Here is a 21,124-nt window from a genome sequence, read left to right as displayed (position 1 = left end):
ACAAAGGAAATGGACGCATTTCGCGTAATATAGTCCTCACATTACGCAGATCTGCACACCGGCCGGATCGGAACGGCGGGAATCACTCCCCGAAACCGTGCCGTGCATAGTGGAAACCGGCGGCATCGTAGCAGCGGGCCAGCCGGGCGAGACGCCTCCGGTAATCGGCCGGATCCTTGCGGTCGAGGCTCCACCCGACCTCGGCCAGGGCGCTCAACCGCGGCAGCAGCATGTACTGTGCCTGCCCGAAATCAGGGATGTATTCGGTCCAGAGATTGGCCTGAACCCCCAGGACGCAGGCCCGCTCCCGTTCGTCGAGCCCTTCATACGGATCGAACGCATAGACCTTTTCGAGCGGGAGGCAGCCGCCCCAGGCCAAGGGTTCGGAGGCGGTATCCTCCGTCTGGTAATAGTCGAAGTAACAATAGGTCGAGGGCGACATGACCACCCGGTTACCCTGCCGGGCGGCACGGACACCCCCTTCGGTACCACGCCAGGACATCACGACGGCGGTCGGGGTCACCCCACTTTCGAGAATCTCGTCCCAGCCGATCAGTTGCCGGCCGTGCGCCTGCAGGAAGCGTTCGACCCGGGCCGTGGCATAGCCCTGGAGCCCCCGCAGGTCGTCAATACCCTCCGTCCGCATCCGGGCCTGACAGTGTCCACAGCGGGCCCACATCTTCGTCGGGCACTCGTCCCCGCCGATGTGGATATATTCCGACGGGAAGAGTTCCAGCACCTCGGAGAGGACCCCCTCGATGAATTCGAAGGTCGACTCGCGCCCCGGGCAGAAGACCCGGTCGTCGATGTCCCACGTCTGGCGCACCTCGTAACGCTCGCCCGTACAGCTCAGCCAGGGATACGAGGCCAGGGCCGCCACGGCATGCCCCGGGAATTCGATCTCGGGGATCACCGTAATGAAGCGCCGGGCGGCATAGTCCACCACCTCGCGGATCTGCTCCTGTGTATAATAGCCGCCATAGGGGGTCTCGTCGTAGCGGCACGACTCGTCGTATTCGCCGCCGGGATCCTTGCCGATCAGCGTCCGGCGTCGCACCGACCCGACCCGTGTCAGTTCGGGATAGCGGCGGATCTCGATACGCCAGCCCTGGTCGTCGGTCAGATGCCAGTGGAAGACGTTCATCTTGTGGAGGGCCATCAGGTCGATCGTGCGCTTCACCTCGTCGACCGTGAAGAAGTGGCGGGCCACATCGAGCATAAGCCCCCGATAGGCCATGCAGGGTCGGTCGACAATACGCACCTCGGGGATCTCGACGGCCCGTACCGGCCCGCCGGGGCTGAACGCCCCGGGCGGCAGCAGCTGACGCAGCGTCTGCACGGCATAGAACGCCCCGGCGGCATCACCCGAGCGGATTCCGATCCCCTCGCGCGTCACCTCAAGGCAATAGGCCCCGGCGTCCAGCGTATCGCAGATCTCGAACCGGATACCGCCCCGTTCCGGGAGGCGTTCGGCCCGGACCGGCGGCTGCCCGAAGCAAGGCGTCAGGAGTTCGACGAACGCCTCGCCTACGGCTTTCATCCCCGCAACCGTCCCTTCACCGGTCTCTTCACCGGTCTCCTCCCCGGGCATCCAGTAGGGCACCCGGGCCGTAAGCCGGAAAACACCCTCGCCTTCGACCACCTCCACGGGGCGCGGCGTCACCTGCACGGGGCGTTCCGCGCGGATCACGCGGCCGCAGCCCGAAGCCAGGAAGGCCGCAGCCATAAGGAGCACTCCGCCCAGCAGAGTACCCCGCGCACTGAAATCCCGCCCGCCGGCACTCCGTCCCCACGCCATTCCCGGCGATCTGAACACCTCGCTATTCATGACAGGCCGAAGCTCCCAGAAGCCCGATGTTTTCGATTTTCGAACAGCGGATCCGCACCCGTTCGACGGTCCTGGCATAGGGAAATTTCGCCAGCTCGGCGTGCATCGCTTCGCTGAAGAAGTCGAAGGCGTGCGAAATGCTCCCGCCGAAGACGATCGCCTCGGGGTCGTAGGCGTAGAGGATCAGCATGACCAGACGCCCGACGTGCCGGCCGAATTCCTCCCAGAGTTTCAGCGCATCCGGATCGCCCGCCACGGCCCGTTCGAAAGCCTCCTTGCCGGTCGTACCGCGCCCCACGAAGAAACGGCTGCTGCAGTAGTATTCGTAGTCGCGGTCCAGATAGGGGATGCTGCCGATCTCACCCGCCCCCGTGTTGCAGCCGCAGTAGAGTTTGCCGCCGATCACCACTCCGGCCCCGACTCCCGTACCGAGGGCCACGCACACCACGTCGCGGAACCCCTGGGCCTCGCCGTAGCGGCAAACCCCCATGGCAAAGCAGTTGCAGTCGTTGTTCACGTGTACCGGAATCCCGAAATGCGCTTCGAGCATCTCCTTGAGGTGCACCTCCTGCCACGAGGGAATTCCCGTGACGTTGTAGACGATCCCCCGGGCCGCATCCACGACCGAGGGGACCCCGATGCCGATGTGCGTCACACGGGGGACGATCACTTGTTCGATGAGCGAAACGATATGTGCCACGACCTCCCCCTCCGGGCGGTCCGACTTGCAGGGCTCCGAGATCAGCCGCACGATGCGGCCTTCGTCGACCAATCCGACACGAACGTTCGTACCGCCCAAATCAACTCCTATTCTCATTTTCGAACAATTGTTTTTATCTGGTTTTCACGATTTTGCCTTCCACCACCCGAACGCGGTCGACCACCCGGCCGTCATCCTCGCGGATCCAGCTCACGAATCCATGGTCTCCCTCGTGCAGCTCGATCATGCGGACTCCGGGCCGCAGGTTGTTGTAGGTGGTGTTGTCGCCCGAATAACGGCCGTAACCGAGACAGATTCCCTTTTCGACCACCAGATAGTCGATGTCGTGGTCGTGACCCACGAAGGTACCCATGACACTCCGGCTCTCGACCAGGGCGGCAAACATGCCGGAATTCAATGCGCCGGGACACTCCTCCTCGGCAGCCCGTCCGATGCGGGGATTGTCGGGATTGCGCCACGCCGCAACATATTCGGGCAGCGCAATGTGGAAGAAGGCCAGCGCCGGAAGCGGCTCGCCGCCGTTCTCCCGCGTGCGGCGGTCACAGCAGCCCCGCAGCCAGTCGATCTGCCCGCGGTCGAACCAGCCGTAACCCTCTACCCCCTCGACGGTCGAATAGTCGTGCGAATCGAGGCAGTAGAGCGCCGCCGCCACCCGTTCCGAGGCCGAACCGCCGACCGTCAGCTCGACATCGGCCAACTCGCCCGCCGTGTCGAGCGTATTGAGACTCCCCGGGGCGGAGGTCACCAGCCGTGCAATCTCCCGGCGCGACAGATCCTGCTCGGCATCGTGGTTGCCCAGCACCACGCAGTAGGGGACGCCCCGCCGTTCGAGCGTATCGAGCAGCCGCTGCCACATCCCCGCAGCCGGGCTGCCCGTTACCACGTCGCCCGTGAAGACCAGCAGGTCGGGATGCTCCGTGCGGATGATCCGGTCGATGCGCGCGAAGGTCTTCTCCGCTTCGGCCTGCCGTTCCGGAGTCTGCGGGTCGAGATGCGTGTCGGTGAACTGTACGATGCGGAACGTGCCGTCGGCCGCGAAACGAAGCCCTTGCGGCCGCGCCGCCGACGTATTCAGACTCAGGAGCAGCAGAAAGCTCCATGCGATCACTCTCTTCATGATTGGTCCTGTTTTTTCAATTCAGTTTGACTTCTCCGCTTTGGGCCACGTGGACCGTGCGGCACTCGCTCCCGCCCCAGCGGACCGTCAGGTCGAAGGGCTCCTCGCACTCGACCCGGATCACGGGGCGCTCCGTGACGCTCTTCCGGCGCCCAACGCGCAGGCTGACAACCCCCTCGGGCCCAAAGGGATAGCGCGAGATACCGTGCGCCTCGGTCTTCGTGAGGTCCCATTCGATGGAACGTTCCGAATAGTCCGAGCGGATGCCCAGGATGTATTCGATGAAGACCGCGATGGGCGGAAGCCCCGTCCATCCGACGAAATCCTTGCGTGCCATGAAGCCCGGTTCGATCCGCTCCGGGGCATAGTACTCCCAGAAGGTCCCGGTCTTCTTCCACACCTCGAAGACCGCCCGGTAGTGGTTTTCGGCAATCTCGTGCGCCAGCTCTCCATAGCCCTGCTGCCGGAGCCCGTCAATAAGCATGTAGTTCGTCCCGGGCCACACGCCGCCCTGCCAGTAGCGCCCGTTGGGGTTGTATTTCGGATGGTCGGCAGCCAGCGACGGAACCCGGTGCGGGCGGTTGAACTCCGCCGTATCGCGCAGGTGCGAAACCAGGCGCGCGAGGCGCACGCTGTCGAGCACGTCGGTCTGCAGCGCCCAGTAGGCTCCGATCCCGAGCGTCGAGCACAGAGTCCCGTCGGCATATCGGTCGCAGAGGAAGCCCCGCCTGTCATCCCACATCCGTTCGTTGAGGTAGCCCTTCAGGAACTTCATCTCGTCCTCCAGTTCCTCGATCTCCTGCCACCGCTCGATGTAGAAACCGATCTGCAGCAGCGAGGCGTTGACCAGGTATTGCTGCAGGTTCGTGTCGAGCCACGACATGTGGCCGTGCGAGTAGATCGGGTTGTACTCCTCCTTCACGCGCGGCATGTTGTCCATACCCGTGCCCCAGCCGCTCGACCAGTAGGAGCCGTCGGGCCACGTGCGGTTCAGCCGCCACCACTTCGCATAGGCGCACAGCACCGGAAAGACCCGGTGCAGGCGGTCGAGGTCCCCGAACTGCCGGTAGTAGACCAGTTCGACCCAGGGCAGCAGGTTGGGGCCCGTCGACGTGGGGTCGTAACGCTCGAAGCAGTCCGACCCGTCAGCCCGGATCTCGCGGCAGATGAAGCCGTCGGGGTGCTGTTTGGCGTAGAAGTTGTCGAGCGACGACTGGAACGGGAAGAACCGGTAGCCGTAGCGCGCGAACATCATCATGAACGACATGTCCCACATGAAGATGTTGCCGTTGTAGGCGATGTCAAGGTACGGGGCCACGAACCCCGAGCCCTCCTGCGGCTGGCGGATGTTCCCCACGGCGATGCGCCAGGCGTGCCAGTACATCTCGATCTCCGCATCGTGCCCCTCCCAGTAGGGTTCGGGGAGTACCTGCCGGGCCTCGTCGAATGATCCCGGCATACGCGTCACGGGCTCGGCCGTGCGGAACTCGTTCTCGGCGACGAAGACCTCCTTGACATAGGTATTCTTGTAGGGAAGCTCGTAGGGGCCCGATTTCAGCCCCTGGGCTGCGGCCGGCAGGGCCAGACAGGCCAGCGCCGCCGCAATTGTCCTTCGTTTCATCTCGGTTCTTTTCATGGTTCAGCGGGTCAGTTCACGGATCCGGCGGGCGATCTCCGTATTGAGATAGGTGCCGCAAAAGCGGTCGGCACCGGGCCCGTAGGCGAAGACGGGGAGCATGGCGGGCGTATGGTCGTCGCTCGTGTAGATGCCCAGGATGCGGCCCGACTGCTCGTCGCCGTCGAGCAGCACGAGTCCACCGGTTTCGTGGTCGGCCGTCACGACGACCAGCGTCTCGCCGTTCGCATCGGCGAACTTCAGCGCCTCGGCCACGGCCAGATCGAAGCTCAGCATCTCGATCACCGAACCGGGCAGGCAGCACGAATGGCCGGCATAGTCGATCTTGGCCCCCTCGACCATCAGGAAGAAGCCCTTCCGGCTGCGCTGCTGCAGCTTCTCAATCGAGGCACGCGTAGCGTCGGCCAGCAGCGAGAGGTTGGCCTCCTCGGCAGCCTCGTCCATGCGCTCGTCGATGCAGATGACCGGGCGGCCGTCACCGCCGATCGCGTCGACCGAACGGACGAAGGCGTAGTGCTTCGACAACTCGCCCACCAGGTCGATCCCGTCCTGGCGCTCCTCGAACTGGCGGATCCCGCTGCCGCACAGCAGGTCGATCCGGCCGTCGAGCAGAGCCCGGGTCAGCTCATCGGAGTTGTCCCGCTCGACCGAATGGCCGTAAAAGGCCGCCGGGGTGGCATCTGCCACGTTGCCGAGGGTGAGCACCCCTACCGCACGCCCCTGCTCGTGGAAATAGTCGCTCAACGAGGGACAGGGGATCCCGTCGACGCTCATCGCAATGTGGCGGTTGGCGTGGCGTTCGCCCGTGGCCAGGGCGCTGCCGCCGGCCGCCGAATCGGTCGTGAAGGCATCCAGCGCATTGTTGAACTGCAGCCCGATGTGCTTCATCTGCAGGGTCGTCAGCCCCCGGTTGGCATAGGCCGCGGCGAGGATCTGCGAGAGGCCCATGCCGTCACCGATCAGGAAGATCACGTTGCGGACCCGCCCGCGACCGCCGTCGTTGCGGTAGGTCGGCACGTAGATATCGATTCCCTCCGACAACTGGAGCTTGTCATTCTGGAAACCGCCGAAGTCGCGCGTAGTCTTGTCGAGCCGCTTCGTCCCGGTGACACCTCCCTCGGCGGCGCGACGGTCGCCGATGCGGAAGTTCTTGTTGCTGAAATCGGAAAAGAAGGCTGCGCAACTCTCCGGACGGTCGGTATTGATGTAGTCGATCCCCAGATTGTAGAACGTATAGTAGGTTGTCGTCCCCTCGGGGGCGTTCCAGAAGCGGACGGGTTTTCCCCAGGCGTGGGCCCGGTCGATCACCTTGCAGAGGCGGGCCAGCTCCGACGGGATGATCGAGCCCTTGCCGTTCCACTGCGAGAAGTCCCGGAAGTTGGCGCTCACCAGTGCCACGCGCTCCAGTTGGTCGGGCGTATAGTCGGCATCCCAGGCGCCGTCGAAACGCACGTAGGGGGCGTAGTCGCAGAAATGCTCCGGGGCCGGGACACGCCCCGTCACGGCGATGCGCACGGCCTGCGGGTTGCGGGCCACATCGAAGACCTCGGGCCAGCGGTCGAGCAGCGCCGTCACAGCCCGCAGCGTCGGGTCGGTCTCCGACTTGAGTTCGATCATCAGCTGCAGCGTCTCGTCGCTGTCACGCCAGGCGCGGCCGCCGTTGCGGGCGAAGAGCCCGACCAGCGGCTCGACATAGAGCTTCTCGAACGACAGGCCGGCCGAGAGCTCCTCCTCGTCGTGGCCGACGAGCAGCTGCCCGTCGTGGAGGAAGAGGTCGACCTCGATCGAGGCCGCGTGCTGGGCATAAGCCTGATAGAAGGGGACACAGCGCGCATAGTCGTTGTGCGAATGGATCAGGATCGGCCGTTCGGCCCGGGCAGTTGCCGCGCCCGCCGCCAGCAGGAGCAGCAGGACGCATTTCCACATTCGGAGTTTCATCGTTTCGTATCGTTATATTGCAGTTTGACAAGGACGGGGGCGTGGTCCGAAAGGAACCCGCCGTCGAGCATATCGGGCAGCACCCGGTACGAACGGACGTCGAACCCGCCGTCCACGAAAACATAGTCGATCAGTTGCCGTTCTCCCTCGGGGATCTGCCCGAAGTCGGAGAAGCTCCACGCCGTCCCGGAGCGCTCGGCAGCCGCCTCGCGGGTGTGGCGCAGACGGCCGCTCCCGACGACATGGGTGATGACCTCCGACTCGGGCTCGGCGTTGAAATCACCGGTCAGCACCACGGGACGCCCCCCGCAGAGCGAGTCGATGCGCCGGAGCAGCAGCGTAACCCCTTCGCGGCGGGCCACCTCGCCCACATGGTCGAGGTGCGTGTTGATGAAGAAGATCTCGCGCCCGGCGCGGTCACGCAGCACGGTCCAGGTGGCCAGCCGCTCGCAGGCGCCGTCCCACCCCTTCGAACCGGCCTTCTCGGGGGTCTCGCTCAGCCAGAAGGTCCCCCAGTCGAGCAGTTCGAAACGGTCCGTGCGGTAGAAGACCGGGTTGAATTCGCCCGCTCCGGCGCCGTCCTCGCGGCCAACCCCCACCTCGGCATAGCCGGGCAGGAGCTCCTTCAGGTCGTTGAGCTGGTTGAGGAGCAGTTCCTGGGCGCCGAACACATCGGCGCGGTTCATCTCGATGGCCCGGGCCACCCGTTCGCGGCGGAAACGCCAGTTGTTCTCCCCGTCTTCGGGATTGTCATAACGCATGTTGAACGTCATCACGTTCAACTCGGGGGCCGGTTCGGGGGCGCACGCCGACAGGAAGAGCAGCGCGGCCGAGACGGCACACCGGATCCGATTCATTCTCATGGTCATCCGTGTTTTCGGTTCATGATTCGTATTCAGTCGGGATCAGCCACAAGGAGGTTCCCGCCCGGGACGGGCACGAACTCCGCCTCTGCGGAGGGGCGCCAACTCCACGAGAGCTCCTCCCCCTCGTAATCCTCGAAATAAAGCAGCCGGAAGGGGTGCAGGCCGGCATCCAGCGCCACCCGCCCGGTGGCCGCCACGGCCGCATGCGAACCGTCGTTGTCGACAACCCGCTCGCCGCCGATCTCCAGCACGCTGCCGTCGTCGCTCTGCAGGCGGAACTCCCAGACGCCCCGTTCCGGGACGCGGATCAACCCCTCGAAGCAGTATCCGAAGTGGTCGCGCTGCCGGGCCCCGCCGATCGTCACCTCCGGGAGGATTCCCCGTTCGACCACCGGCTGCCCCTCAAGGTCGGCTACCCGCGAGAAGGTCCCCTCGTAGTAGCGGTATGCGACGCCGGGGCGGGTCCCGGCCACCTGCAGCCCCGGCCGGAAGGCAGCCTTCACGGCACGGAGCATTAGTTCGCGGCTCGGCTCGGTGCCGTCACGGAACCCCCGGGCGCGCAGCGTCAGCGAACGGTCCACCCGCACCGGCTCCGTATAGAGCGGCGAGGATTCGGTCGGTTCCGAACCGTCGAGCGTATAGTGGATCCGGGCCCCGGGGGTCGTCGTGGCCAAGTCCACATCGACCGTCCCGGGGAAGAGATGGACATCGCTCGTCGTATAGGGGATCGAGACCCGTTCTCCGCGGGTGAGCGAGTAGGGTTCCGTGCCGGGTTCCGCACCCCGTACCGGATCGGGCCTTCGCGTCAATTCGAACGAGAGCTCCCCGCCCTCCATCAGGCGGTCGTAGGGGATGAAGTTCTCCGCAACGGGCTCGCCGTTGAGCGTCACCGAGCGGATGTAGCGGTTGTGCGCGGGGTCGTTGGCCGTCACGGTCAACACACGACCGTTGGCCAGCCGGACCTCGGCCCGCTCGAAGAGCGGCGTGGTCAGCACGAACTCGTTCGAGCCCGGGCAGACGGCATAGAGGCCCAGCGACGAGAGCAGGTACCAGGCCGACATCTGCCCGCAGTCCTCGTTGCCGATGATGCCGCCGGGCGTCGGGGCATACATCTCGTCAAGCAGGCGGCGGGTCAGCTCCTGGGTCTTCCACGGCTGGCCGGCATAGCTGTAGAGATAGGCCATATGGTGGCTCGGCTCGTTGCCGTGGGCATACTGCCCCATGAGCCCCGTCACGTCGGAGACATCGAGGCGCATCTCCTCCGATTCGAGCGTGAAGAGTCGGTCGAGCTGCCGGAGGAACTCCTCGCGACCGCCCAGCAGCTGGATAAGCCCGTTCACATCATGCGGCACGAAAAAGCGGTAGTGCCACGGCGTCGCCTCGGTATAGTCGCGCCCCGTGGCGAAGGGCTCGAACGGCACGGTCCAGCCGCCGTCGCTGCGACGCCCGCGGAAGAAGCCCGTCGAGCCGTCGAAGAGGTTCACGTAGTTCATGGCCCGTTCCCGGTAGGTGCGGGCCACGTCGTCGTTGCCCAGCGCCTCGGCCATGCGGGCGATGGTCCAATCATCGTAGGCGTACTCCAGCGTGCAGGAGACCGATTCGTTGCGCAGCTCCGAGGGGATATAGCCCCGCGCCGCATAGAGGTCCGCCCCCTTGGCGTTGACCTCCGACGAGCGGACCATCGCCTCAAGCGCCTTCCCGCCGTCGTAACCGCGGATCCCCTTCAGCCAGGCATCGGCAATGACCGAAACGGCATGGTAGCCGATCATCGTCCGCGTTTCGCCCGAAGCCAGGGGCCAGATCGGCAGCTCGCCCGTGCAGTCGTACATGTCGAGCATGCTGCGCACCAGGTCGTTGACCAAACAGGTGTCGACGAGCGTCTGCAGCGGATGCCAGGCCCGGAAGGTGTCCCACAGCGAAAGGGTCGAATAGTAGCGCCGGCCGGCCGGGAGGCGTCCGATCGTCTGGTCCTGACGCCGATACTCCCCGTTGACGTCGCTCATCAGGTTGGGGGTCAGTTTCGTATGGTAGAGTGCCGTATAGAAGTTCGTGCGTTCGTCGCGGCTGCCGCCCGTGACCGTCACCCCGCCCAGCGCCTCGCGCCACAGCGCTTCGGCCCGGGCCCGAACGGCATCGAAATCGAGTTCCGGCACCTCCGCGAGGCGATTCTCGCGGGCATTCTCACAACTCACCGACGAAAGCCCCACGGCCACGGTCAGCGTATCGACCTCCGGCGAGAAGGTCAGCACGGCCACCCGGCCGTCGAGCACCTCGGCGTCGGCATACGGGGCGGAGAACTCCGCCGAGAAGAAGACATGATGATCCGGCGTCCAGCCCTGCGTCAGACGCATGCCGCAGAGCTCCGTCGGGCCGCAGGGAGTCAGTTCGCTGCGGTCGATCCGCTCCTCGCCCACCGTATGGGTCAGGTCGATCTCCACGCGGCGCTCCCCCTCGCCGTAGAAGCGGTAGCGGTGGACTCCCGTGCGGGGTGCAGCCGTCAATTCGACGTCGATCCCCTCGTCGGGCAGCGTCACCGCATAGTAGCCACACGACGCACGCTCCCGGTCGTGGGAAAAACGATACGGTTCGGGAGCATACACCCCCTCGCCGGTCACCGCCCGGCGCATCGTCGGGCGGAAAAGCACATCAGCCAGGTCGGCGCACCCCGTCCCGCTGAGGTGGGTATGCGAAAAGCCGTCGAGGGTCGTATCCTCGTAGTAATAGCCGGCGCAGGCATCCCAGTCGCCTGACCGTGTGTCGGGGCTGAGCTGCACCATGCCGTAGGGGGTTGTAGCCCCGGGATAGGTGTGCCCGTGGAATCCCGTTCCGACAAAAGGATCGACATACGCAAGCGGATCGGAACTCTCCGCACAGGCTACGCCGGCAGCGGCCAGCAGGACAAAAGCCAAGGTTCGCTTCATTATGGACAAGATCGGTTGGTTTCAGATTTTACAAAAATAATAAAGATGCTCCGGAGAGCCGTGGCGATTTGCGTCTTTAGCTCCTCAAATCACGCAGATCACACCCCTGCATCGCAGCCCGGGACCGGACCATGCGACAAAAAGAGCGGGGAAAATTGTCCGAAACGAGCCGTTTTTACCGAAAAAAAGTTACCTTTATCTCGACAAAGCCCCCCGAAATGGCACGCATCCTCTTTCTGACCGACTTTTCGGAAGCCTATGCCCGCAACCTGCTGCTCGGCATCGCCCGCTACGCACACACCGTCGGGCAGGCCTGGAGCCTTTGCCGGCTGCCGCTGTCGATCCGCGACAAGTTCGGCATCGAGGCCGTCCTCGACCTCGCCCGGAAGACGCGCGCCGATGCCGTCATCGGCCAGTTTTACAACACGGACAACGTCGAGCTCTTCGCCCGCGAGGGCATCATCACCATCGCCCAGGACTTCAAGACCCGCTTCACGACCATCCCCAACATCACCGGCCCGCACACCCTGGCCGGGAAGATGGGCGCGGAGTACTTCATCAAGAAGGGATTCCGCCACTTCGCCTTCTACGGCACGCGCGATGTCGTCTGGTCCGACGAACGCCTGCAGGGTTTCCGCGACACCATCCGCCAGGCCGACGCGGACTACACCTTCTCGGCACTCTGCAAGGCCGCCGAGAACGCCCTCTGGGACTACGACTCGCACCAGCTGGTGACGTGGCTCCAGTCGCTTCCGAAACCCGTCGCCATCATGGCCTGCGACGACAACCACGCCTACCACATCACCGAAGCCTGCCAGCAGAGCGAGGGGGGGGGTGGCGGCAGCGGCGACCTCCGCATCCCGGACCGCATCGCGGTCCTCGGCGTGGACAACGACGAGACCATCTGCCGGCTCTCGACCCCCAACCTCTCGTCGCTCAACCAGAACATCGAACAGGGCGGCTACGACGTCGCCCAGCTCATCGACCGCATCCTCCACGATCCGGCCACCCCCCGCGAGGATGTTGAGGTGCTGCCGACGCACATCATCACCCGCCAGTCAACGGACATCTACGCCAACAACGACCAGCATATCGCCAAGGTCCTGAAATACATCCACGAGCATATCAGCCGGAAGCTCTCCGTCGACGAACTGGTCCGGCTGGTGCCCCTCTCGCGGCGGCTGCTTGAGACCCGGTTCAAAAAGAGCATGGGGACGTCGATCTACGACTACATTCTCCAGATCCGCATCGAGAAGGTCGCGCAGTTGCTGTGCGACGGCAAGAGCGTCTCCGAAGCGGCCATCGAACTGGGCTTCTCCGACATCAAGAACCTCTCGCGGACCTTCAAGCAGTTGCGCGGCATCACCCCCTCGGAGTATCGCCGCGAGATCTTCAGCCCGAAACACTGACCGCCACCCCTGCCGCCGCACCCGCCGCACCCGCCGCGTTCCCGAAAGACGCCAACAAACGCGTCCCCGAAAGACGCCAACAAACGCCCCCCCGAAAGGCACCCACAAAAAAAGGAGCGGTGGAAAACCACCGCTCCGATCCGTTCGGGAATCCCGCCGTGCGAGGCGGCTACTCCTCGATGAAATCGATGTTGACCTCGCGCTGGAAAACCTCCTGCAGCGAGATATTGGTCTCGGTGGTAGCGATGCCCTGGATGCGCAGGATCCCGTCGAAGATCGTATGCATGAGGTGCTCGTTGTCCACACAGTAGAGCTTCACGAGGATGTTGCCCTTGCCGGTGATGTAGTGACACTCGACGATCTCGTCGACCTTCTTCAGTTCCTCGACCGTATGGGCCTGCAGCTGCGGATCCTTGAGCAGGATGCTGATATAGGCGCAGACGTCGAATCCCATCACCTTGGGGTCGACGATCAGCCGGCTGCCGCGGATTACACCCGCTTCGTCGAGCTTGCGGATCCGCTGGTGAATGGCCGCACCCGAGATACCGCACTCACGGGCGATCTCCAGGAACGGCATGCGCGCATTCTTGATGAGGTACTTCAGAATCTTGCGGTCAATCGCGTCCAACGCGGTTTTAGCCATGGCTTGAACAGATTTAACGGTTTACAAATCGGTTTTATTTGAGGACATTGAGTTCCTTGCCGATCTTCGTAAAGGCGGCGATGCAACGATCCAGCTGTTCGAAGGTGTGGCCGGCCGACACCTGTACGCGGATGCGGGCCTGCCCCTTCGGGACGACCGGATAGTAGAATCCCGTGACGAAGATCCCCTCATCCTGCAGCCGGGCGGCGAAGTCCTGCGAGAGCTTGGCGTCGTAGAGCATCACGGCGCAGATGGCCGACTGCGTGGGTTTGATGTCGAAACCGGCGGCCATCATCCCCTTGCGGAAGTGCTCGACGTTGGCCACCAGCCGGTCGTGGAGTTCGTTGCTCTCGGCGAGCATGCGGAACATCTCGATTCCGGCGCCGACGACGGCAGGGGGCAGCGAGTTGGAGAAGAGGTAGGGACGCGAACGCTGGCGCAGCATGTCGATGATCTCCTTGCGGCCGGTCGTGAAACCGCCCACGGCGCCGCCGAAGGCCTTGCCCAGTGTACCGGTGAGGATATCGACCTGTCCGCGCAGGTTGAAGAGTTCGGTGATGCCGCGGCCGGTCTTGCCCAGGACGCCGGCCGAGTGGCACTCGTCGACCATCACCAGGGCGTCGTACTTCTCGGCCAGGGCGCAGATCTTGTCGAGCGGAGCGGCGTTGCCGTCCATCGAGAAGACGCCGTCGGTGCAGATGATACGGAAGCGCTGGGCCTGAGCCTTCTTGAGGCACTCTTCGAGTTCGGCCATGTCGGCGTTGGCGTAACGGTAGCGCACGGCCTTGCAGAGGCGTACGCCGTCGATGATCGAGGCGTGGTTCAGGGCATCGGAGATGATGGCGTCCTCCTGCGTGAAGAGGGGCTCGAAGACACCGCCGTTGGCGTCGAAGCAGGCGGCATAGAGGATCGTATCCTCGGTGCCGAAGTAGTCCGAAATGGCCTTCTCGAGCTCCTTGTGAATGTCCTGGCAGCCGCAGATGAAGCGGACCGAGGACATGCCGTAGCCGCGGGCATCCATGGCGCGCTTGGCGGCCTCGATCAGACGGGGGTTGTCCGAAAGTCCGAGGTAGTTGTTGGCGCAGAAGTTCAGGACCTTCCGACCTGCAACTTCGATCTCGGCGCGTTGGGGCGAGCAGATGACTCGTTCGTGCTTGTAGAGCCCTGCGGCCTCGATTTCGGCGAGTTCATGCTGCAGGTACTCCTTCATTTTTCCGTACATATGGCGTTAATGTTTTGATGAAAATCCGCGAATATGGTATCAAACTGTTACAAATATAGGAAACTTTTTCGGAAACAGACACGTTCGCACCCATTTTTTCGCACCTCCGATTACGAATTGTCAGCCCGAAGCCGCAAACCGGCCCGGAGAGCCTCCGCACGGCCTCCGAAACGGGGTTCCCGGCACAGCCCAGGAGCCCTGCTCCGACAGCCCGGCACGACGTCGGACCAAAATTTCTTGCCCGCGGCTCGCCGGGTTCCGAAAAAATACGTATCTTTGTTACTAAAATCAACCATTCGACTTATGAAAAAATCGTGTGTCTTGGTGAGCGGCGGAGCCGGTTACATCGGTTCGCACACCACCGTGGAACTTATCAACGCCGGATACGACGTGGTGATCGTCGACAACCTCTCGAACAGCGACATGAAGGCCGTCGAGGGCGTACGGCAGATCACGGGTGTCGATATTCCCTTCGTGAAGGTCGACTGCTGCGATCTGGAGGGTTTCCGCAAGGTCTTCGAGCAGTACGAGTTCGACTCGGTGATCCACTTCGCGGCCTCGAAAGCCGTCGGCGAATCGGTCCAGAAACCGCTGGAGTACTACCGCAACAACCTCACGTCGTTCATGAACGTCATCACACTGATGCGTGAGTTCGGGCGGCAGAACATCGTCTTCTCGTCGTCGTGCACCGTCTACGGCGAGCCCGAGAAGCAGCCCGTCACGGAGCAGACGCCCCGCAAGCCGGCCACCTCGCCCTACGGCAATACGAAGCAGATGTGCGAGGACATCCTGCGCGATTCGGTGACGGCCTACGCCGGACTGAAGGGCATCGCGCTGCGCTACTTCAACCCGATCGGCGCCCATCCGTCGGCCCTGATCGGCGAGCTGCCGCGCGGCGTGCCGCAGAACCTCGTGCCCTACATCACGCAGACGGCCGCCGGCATCCGCGAATGCCTCTCGGTCTTCGGCGACGACTATCCGACGCCCGACGGTTCGTGCATCCGCGACTACATCGACGTCGTTGACCTGGCCAAGGCTCACGTGGCCGCCATCCGCCGCATGATCGAGGACAAGAACAAGGAGACCTACGAGATCTTCAACATCGGCACGGGACGCGGCGTCTCGGTGCTGGAGCTGGTTCACAAGTTCGAGGAGGTCAACCACCTGAAGCTCAACTACAAGATTGCGCCGCGGCGTGAGGGCGACATCATCGCCATCTGGGCCGACCCGACGCTGGCCAACACCGAACTGGGTTGGAAGGCCGAACGTACGCTCGACCAGACGCTCGCCTCGGCCTGGGCCTGGGAGAAGCACCTGCGCGGCATGAAATAGCGCCGGGTGGAGCATAGGGGCCGGGAGCCGGAGCCGGCGGCACTCCGGACGGAAAAGCTGGAGCCGGCGGCGCCGCAAACGGAGAAGACGGAGCCGACGTCGCCCACTCCGCAAACAGGGAGACTGCCGGTGCGCCCATGCAAGGATTCCGCAACGAGAGGGACGGAGATCGACCGGATCACCGCCCCTTTTTTTATCCGGAAACTCGCCGTCCAACATCCTCCGCAGCAGGTTTTTGCCACAAAATTTTCTTTTTTGAAAGGATTTGCCTAAATTTGCACCCCCAAAACAGGCGGAACTGGGATGCGGCCCGCAGAGACCGTGTTGAGAACCGCCGCAGGTAACACTTAAAAACACAAACAAAATGAAAACCATTTCGGTAAAGGCCGTAAAACGTGCCGACTTCGGCAAGAAGGCCGCCAAGAGCGTACGCCGCGAGGGTCTGGTACCCTGCGTATTGTGCGGCAACGGTGAGACGGAGATGTTCTCCGTGGATCCCCGCGAGATCAAGCCCCTGATCTACACCCCGAACTCCTACATCGTCGAGTTCGATTTCGAGGGCAAGAAGGAGCTCGCCGTACTGCGTGAGGCCCAGTTCCACCCCGTCCGCGAGGAGATCCTCCACATGGATTTCTACCGCATCGCCGAGGGCAAACCCGTATCGATCGCCATTCCGGTGCGCCTGACCGGCAACGCCGAAGGTGTGAAGATCGGCGGTAAGCTCGTCCTGTCGGCCCGCAAGCTGACCGTAAGCGCCCTGGTTGAGAATCTGCCCGACGAGATCGTCGTAGACGTGACGAACCTCGGTGTAGGCAAGACGATCTTCGTCGGCGACCTGAAGTTCGAGAACCTGAAGTTCGTGACGCCCGCTACGACGGCCGTCTGCGCAGTCCGCGTAACGCGTGCTTCGCGTGGCGCCGATGCAGCCGCAGCCAAATAGTCGCTGACCCGTCATGAAATACCTCATTGTTGGGCTCGGGAATATCGGCGCCGAGTACGCCAATACCCGTCACAACATCGGTTTCAAAGTGTTGGACGCCCTTGCAGAGGCGTCCAACGCTGTTTTTACCACAGCCCGCTACGGCGATGTGGCCGAGGTCCGCTACAAGGGGCGCACGCTGCTGTTGCTGAAGCCCTCGACCTACATGAATCTCTCGGGAAAGGCCGTGCGCTACTGGCTGGATGCCGAGAAGATCGACCGTGAAAATCTGCTGGTCATCTCGGACGATATTGCCCTGCCGTTCGGCACGCTACGGCTCCGTCCGAAAGGGAGTGCCGGCGGCCACAACGGGCTGAAAAACATTGCCGAACTGCTCGGCACCGAGGAGTATGCCCGGATGCGCTTCGGCATCGGGGGCGACTTCCCGAAGGGGCACCAGGTGGACTACGTCCTGGGCGAGTGGACCGAAGAGGAACGGACGGCCATGCCCGAACGGCTGAAGGTCTTCATCGACGCCATCCGCTCGTTTGCCACGCAGGGATGCGCCATGACGATGAACTTCTTCAACAAGAAATAAGAGAGGACGGCAGCTGCGACCGCCCTGTGGATTCCGATCCGACCCCCCAAAAGAGCCCGACAGGATTTTCTTCATTGCGAGTAATTTCAAGCGAGAAAAGAGTTGCGTCACCCTGCCGCGGCTCTCTTTTTTTGCCCGGAGGGAAGATCCCGGCTGCGCAGCTACCCGACAAAAAGGACGGCACGGCAACACAACAACGCGGCGCCCTGACGGCTCAATGCCCCGGCAACCCGGCGCCCCGGCGACAAGAGCCGCACGACGGCATGGCGCCCCGACCAGCAAGTTCCCCGGCGACCCAACGCCCCGGCGCCCTGACAGCCCCCGGCAACAAGGCTCCACGGCGCCCTGACAGCCCCCGGCAACAAGGCTCCCCGTCCGCACGACGCCACTCCCCGCATTCAGCCGATAAGACCGACACCGAAGCCCGATTACAGGCCTGTTTCGGGCCGTTTCCGCCCCACGGGATAACATTGCCCCACAGACCGACGACCCGTCCTGCAGACCGGGCCAGGGGACTATTCCACTATTCCTCCTCGTCGTCGCCGTAATAGACTTCGTCCATCAGGGTGTCGAGCTCACGGCGCTCCTTCTTGGTAGGACGCCCCGTACCGCGGTCGCGGAAGACGAAGATCGTCTCACGCGGAACGTTCAGCTTGTCGAGTTCCTCCTGCGGGGTGATGTTGAGGCAGTAGGCGGGGACATTCTTGGCCGGCTGGCGGCTCGAAACCAGATCGAGTACCTTGTAGGAGTAGGTCACCTGCATCTTGCGCACGGCGATCACGTCGCCGATCTTCACCTCGCGCGAGGGTTTGGCATAGGAGCCGTTGACCGTCACCTTGTTGGTGCGGATGGCATCGGCGGCATCACTGCGGGTCTTGAAGACGCGCACGGCCCAAAGGTATTTGTCGAGACGGATATCGTCCATTGAATCTTCTGTTTTTACGGTTGCATTTGTTTTTCCTCCCGCGCTCCGGGGAGGGGTCGGCTTCGCGCCTCCCGGCGGCATCAGTCGCCGATCCGCAGCTCCTCGTTCTTCGGCCGGTCGTGCGACTGCTCGTCGTTCTGGCGGCTGACGCTGAGGATCATCCCCAGGGCGATGGTGGTGAAGAGCACCGACGAACCGCCGCGCGAGATGAGCGGCAGGGTCTGCCCCGTCTCGGGGATGAGGTTGACCGTCACCATGATGTGCAGCAGCGCCTGACAGGTGATCAGCAGGGCCAGACCCAGCACCAGCAGCCCCGGGAAGGCCGTACCGCAGCGGCGGAAGATCTCGATCGCCCGGAAGAAGATCCACAGGTAGAGCATCAGCAGCACCACGGCCAGAATGATGCCGTACTCCTCGACGAAGAAGGCATAGGCATAGTCGCTTTCGGGGTGGATCATCTCCACGCGCATGGCGCTCTGCCCGGCCCCTTCGCCCAGCAGGCCGCCGTTGTGGATGGCGATCATCGAGCGTTCGGTATCGGAGAGGTGTTCGATGGGCTTTTCGGTCTGGGACTGGGTCCAGAGGTGGATCCAGGTCGAGACACGTCCTTCGGCGGTCTCGCTGCGGCCCAGATTGAGGACCATGATGAGGACCACGCCGGCCAGCGCCCAGCCGACGAGCTTCATCAGTTCGCTGAAGCGCACGCGCCCGATGAGCATCATCACCCACGAGGCCAGAAAGACCAGCACGGCCGAAGAGGTGTGGGCCGGGAAGATCACCAGACACGACACCAGCACGGGCATCAGAATGGGCCATGTTCCCTCCTTCCAGATCTTGCGCTGCAGGGCCGACGAACGCCAGGTCCAGAACTTCCAGCTCGGGACGATGCGCAGGCGGTCGATCTTCGACTGCCGGCCGGCCAGCTGACGCGCCAGGAAGAGCACCGTAGCGACCTTCAACGCTTCGGAGGGCTGGAACTGGAAGGGTCCGAGGGGGATCCAGCGGGCGGCACCGTTGGTCGTGGCGCCGATGAAGTAGACGGCGACGGTCAGCGCCACCGAGACATAGTAGATCGGGCGCGAAAAGAGGTTGTAGACGCGGCAGTTGATCTTCTGCACGGCGATCATGATACCCAGACTGACGATGAGGATCATCAGCTGCTGACGCAGGAAATGGGCCGTCGTACGGGCCGTATGGGCGTCGTAGGCCATCTTGGCCGTCGAGGAATAGACAACCAGCACGGAGATGACCGCCAGCGCCGCAATGATGATCCACAGCACGCGGTCACCCGTAAAGAGGCGGAAGCGACTCTTCCCGGCCTCCCCGGCCCCGGCGACTGAGCCCGCAACCCCGGTGGACCCTGCGGCCGTCGACCGGGTGGAACCGCTCCGTCTCCGCATACCTCCACCGGCAGTGTCTGCGGCCCCGGTTTCCATACCGTTCAAGGCCGAAGCCCTTCCGGCAGCCTCCCGGCGGCCTCCGCGAAGGGTTGTCCGACCGTCATTCCGCAGCGGATCCTCCCCGCGCGAAACAGAGGCATCTTCGCGCTCCAGCTCGCGGGGCAAACGCCCCGGATCGCGCGCAAAGGCGCCTCCGGCCGGAGCCGTGCGTCCCGTCGCACGGTCTTCACCGCGCGGCGCGGCATCACGGGCCCATTCGGCCGCCGTACGCTCATCGTATGCGTCGCGCTCCATCGTTTAGGCGTGCTCGCGGACCCACTTCTTGAAGAGTTCGCCGCGTTGTTCGTAGTTGTGGAACAGATCGAAGCTGGCGCAGGCCGGCGAGAGCAGCACCACGTCACCCGGACGGGCCGCCCGCTTGCAGGCCGTGAGGGCCGCATCGAGCGAATCGGTCGAGATGATCTCGGGGATGACGCCGGTGAACTCACGCACCAGTTTGGCGTTGTCCAATCCCATGCAGACCAGCGTATGGACCTTCTCGCGGGCGAACTTCTTGAGAGGTTCGTAGTCGTTGCCCTTGTCCGTCCCGCCGGCGATCCACACCACGGGACGCGTCATGCTCTCCAAGGCGTAGAAGACCGAGTCGACGTTCGTCGCCTTCGAGTCGTTGATCCACAGCACGCCATCCTTTTCGAGCACGGGTTCGAGCCGGTGCTCGACCGGTGCGAAGTCGTAGAGCGAGCGGCGGATCTTCGTCGGCGCAACCCCGGCGGCCAGTGCCGCCAGCGAAGCGGCCATGGCGTTGTAGGCGTTATGCAGCCCCTTGATCTGCAGCTTTGCGGTGTCGATCTCCACGGCGTGCCGACCGACTGCGGCCGTGAACTTGCCGTCGCACAGGAAAGCGTCGCCCGCCCCGCTGGCCACGGCGCTGTGGGCCATGAAGGGGAGCTGGCGCATCCGCAGGTCGTACTTCGGCAGTTGCTCGCGGATCACCTCGTCGTCGCCCGAATAGATGAACCAGTCGCGCGAGGTCATGTTCTGCGTAATGCGCATCTTGGCGTCGATGTATTTCTGGAAGCAGTGGTCGTAGCGGTCCAGATGGTCGGGCGTGATGTTCATCAGCACGCCGATGTGGGCACGGAACTTGTACATGCCGTCCAGCTGGAACGAACTCAGCTCCAGCACATACCAGTCGTAGTTGCCCGTGGCGACCGAATAGGCGAAACTCTCGCCGATGTTGCCTCCCAGGGCGACGTTGTAGCCCGCGTCGCGCAGGATCTTGTAGATAATCGACGTGGTGGTGGTCTTGCCGTTCGAGCCGGTGATGCAGATGCACTTGGCGCGGCCCATGTAGCGGCCGGCGAACTCCATCTCGGAGATTAGCGGGATGCCCGCCTCGCGGATCTTGCGCACGATGGGAGCCGAATCGGGAATCCCCGGCGACTTGACGACCTCCGTGGCGGCGAGGATGCGCTCTTCGGTATGTCCGCCCTCCTCGTAGGGGACCTGCCACTCGTCGAGTTTGGCCCGGAAACGGTCGGCAATCTTTCCGGCATCGGAGAGGAAGACTCCGAAGCCCTTCTTGCGGGCGAGGATCGCGGAGCCGTAGCCGCTGATGCCTCCGCCCAGTACGACAATGTTTTTCATGA

General features: G+C 63.6%; 16 protein-coding genes. 4 read left to right on the top strand and 12 right to left on the bottom strand.

From position 1 onward, the window contains the following. Positions 1–82: 82 nt before the first annotated feature. The 7 genes from B5G09_RS06530 to B5G09_RS06500 are packed head-to-tail and all read right to left on the bottom strand — an operon-like array spanning position 83 to position 11,027. Entirely contained in the window at positions 83–1,828 is a 1,746-nt protein-coding gene (locus B5G09_RS06530; protein WP_241147591.1) for a beta-N-acetylhexosaminidase, read from the bottom strand. Next, on the bottom strand, positions 1,821–2,645 hold the full coding sequence (locus B5G09_RS06525) for an ROK family protein (protein ID WP_087404542.1): 825 nt from the start codon (positions 2,643–2,645) through the stop codon (positions 1,821–1,823). The genes B5G09_RS06530 and B5G09_RS06525 overlap by 8 nt, the downstream gene beginning before the upstream one ends. A gap of 16 nt (positions 2,646–2,661) precedes the next feature. Then, positions 2,662–3,666: a metallophosphoesterase family protein gene (locus B5G09_RS06520; protein WP_087404541.1), complete on the bottom strand. Its 1,005-nt coding sequence runs from the start codon at positions 3,664–3,666 to the stop codon at positions 2,662–2,664. A 16-nt stretch (positions 3,667–3,682) separates the two neighbouring features. After that, a complete protein-coding gene (locus tag B5G09_RS06515) occupies positions 3,683–5,287 on the bottom strand; it encodes a trehalase family glycosidase (RefSeq protein WP_087404540.1) in 1,605 nt (534 codons plus the stop codon). An 18-nt stretch (positions 5,288–5,305) separates the two neighbouring features. After that, entirely contained in the window at positions 5,306–7,240 is a 1,935-nt protein-coding gene (locus tag B5G09_RS06510; RefSeq protein ID WP_087404539.1) for an alkaline phosphatase, read from the bottom strand. After that, the gene (locus B5G09_RS06505) at positions 7,237–8,097 is read right to left on the bottom strand and encodes an endonuclease/exonuclease/phosphatase family protein (RefSeq protein ID WP_087404538.1); all 861 of its coding nucleotides are present in this window, start codon (positions 8,095–8,097) and stop codon (positions 7,237–7,239) included. Before B5G09_RS06505 ends, B5G09_RS06510 begins: the two co-directional genes overlap by 4 nt. A 38-nt stretch (positions 8,098–8,135) precedes the next feature. Further along, on the bottom strand, positions 8,136–11,027 hold the full coding sequence (locus tag B5G09_RS06500) for a GH92 family glycosyl hydrolase (protein WP_087404537.1): 2,892 nt from the start codon (positions 11,025–11,027) through the stop codon (positions 8,136–8,138). A gap of 218 nt (positions 11,028–11,245) precedes the next feature. Between B5G09_RS06500 and B5G09_RS06495 the strand changes: the two genes are divergently transcribed. Further along, the gene (locus B5G09_RS06495; RefSeq protein ID WP_087311515.1) at positions 11,246–12,436 is read left to right on the top strand and encodes a DNA-binding transcriptional regulator; all 1,191 of its coding nucleotides are present in this window, start codon (positions 11,246–11,248) and stop codon (positions 12,434–12,436) included. Between the two features lie 169 nt (positions 12,437–12,605). Here B5G09_RS06495 and B5G09_RS06490 read toward each other — a convergent pair whose 3' ends face one another. After that, entirely contained in the window at positions 12,606–13,079 is a 474-nt protein-coding gene (locus B5G09_RS06490; RefSeq protein ID WP_087311514.1) for a winged helix-turn-helix transcriptional regulator, read from the bottom strand. A 34-nt stretch (positions 13,080–13,113) separates the two neighbouring features. After that, a complete protein-coding gene (gene kbl / locus B5G09_RS06485; RefSeq protein WP_087311513.1) occupies positions 13,114–14,301 on the bottom strand; it encodes a glycine C-acetyltransferase in 1,188 nt (395 codons plus the stop codon). Between the two features lie 303 nt (positions 14,302–14,604). Here kbl and galE point away from each other — a divergent pair, with 303 nt between their 5' ends. The 3 genes from galE to pth all read left to right on the top strand — a co-directional run bounded on the left by galE (position 14,605) and on the right by pth (position 17,150). After that, entirely contained in the window at positions 14,605–15,633 is a 1,029-nt protein-coding gene (gene galE / locus B5G09_RS06480) for a UDP-glucose 4-epimerase GalE (RefSeq protein WP_087311512.1), read from the top strand. Positions 15,634–15,997: 364 nt separating this feature from the next. Further along, positions 15,998–16,573 (top strand): 50S ribosomal protein L25/general stress protein Ctc, encoded by a 576-nt coding sequence (locus tag B5G09_RS06470; RefSeq protein WP_087404535.1) that lies wholly within the window; start codon positions 15,998–16,000, stop codon positions 16,571–16,573. A 13-nt stretch (positions 16,574–16,586) separates the two neighbouring features. Further along, a complete protein-coding gene (gene pth / locus B5G09_RS06465) occupies positions 16,587–17,150 on the top strand; it encodes an aminoacyl-tRNA hydrolase (protein WP_087404534.1) in 564 nt (187 codons plus the stop codon). A 523-nt stretch (positions 17,151–17,673) separates the two neighbouring features. On the opposite strand, the gene B5G09_RS06460 is transcribed toward pth, so the two are convergent. From B5G09_RS06460 to murD, 3 genes are all read right to left on the bottom strand, one after another. Then, positions 17,674–18,075, bottom strand: coding sequence for an RNA-binding S4 domain-containing protein (locus B5G09_RS06460; RefSeq protein WP_087404533.1), 402 nt, complete (start codon positions 18,073–18,075; stop codon positions 17,674–17,676). A gap of 80 nt (positions 18,076–18,155) precedes the next feature. Next, positions 18,156–19,511, bottom strand: coding sequence for an FtsW/RodA/SpoVE family cell cycle protein (locus B5G09_RS06455; protein WP_087404600.1), 1,356 nt, complete (start codon positions 19,509–19,511; stop codon positions 18,156–18,158). 261 nt (positions 19,512–19,772) lie between these two features. After that, on the bottom strand, positions 19,773–21,122 hold the full coding sequence (gene murD / locus B5G09_RS06450) for a UDP-N-acetylmuramoyl-L-alanine--D-glutamate ligase (RefSeq protein WP_087404532.1): 1,350 nt from the start codon (positions 21,120–21,122) through the stop codon (positions 19,773–19,775). Positions 21,123–21,124: the final 2 nt, after the last annotated feature.

It is taken from the genome of Alistipes sp. An54 (assembly GCF_002159375.1).
Lineage (GTDB): Bacteria > Bacteroidota > Bacteroidia > Bacteroidales > Rikenellaceae > Alistipes > Alistipes megaguti.
This window is presented reverse-complemented; position numbering and strand designations above follow the sequence as displayed.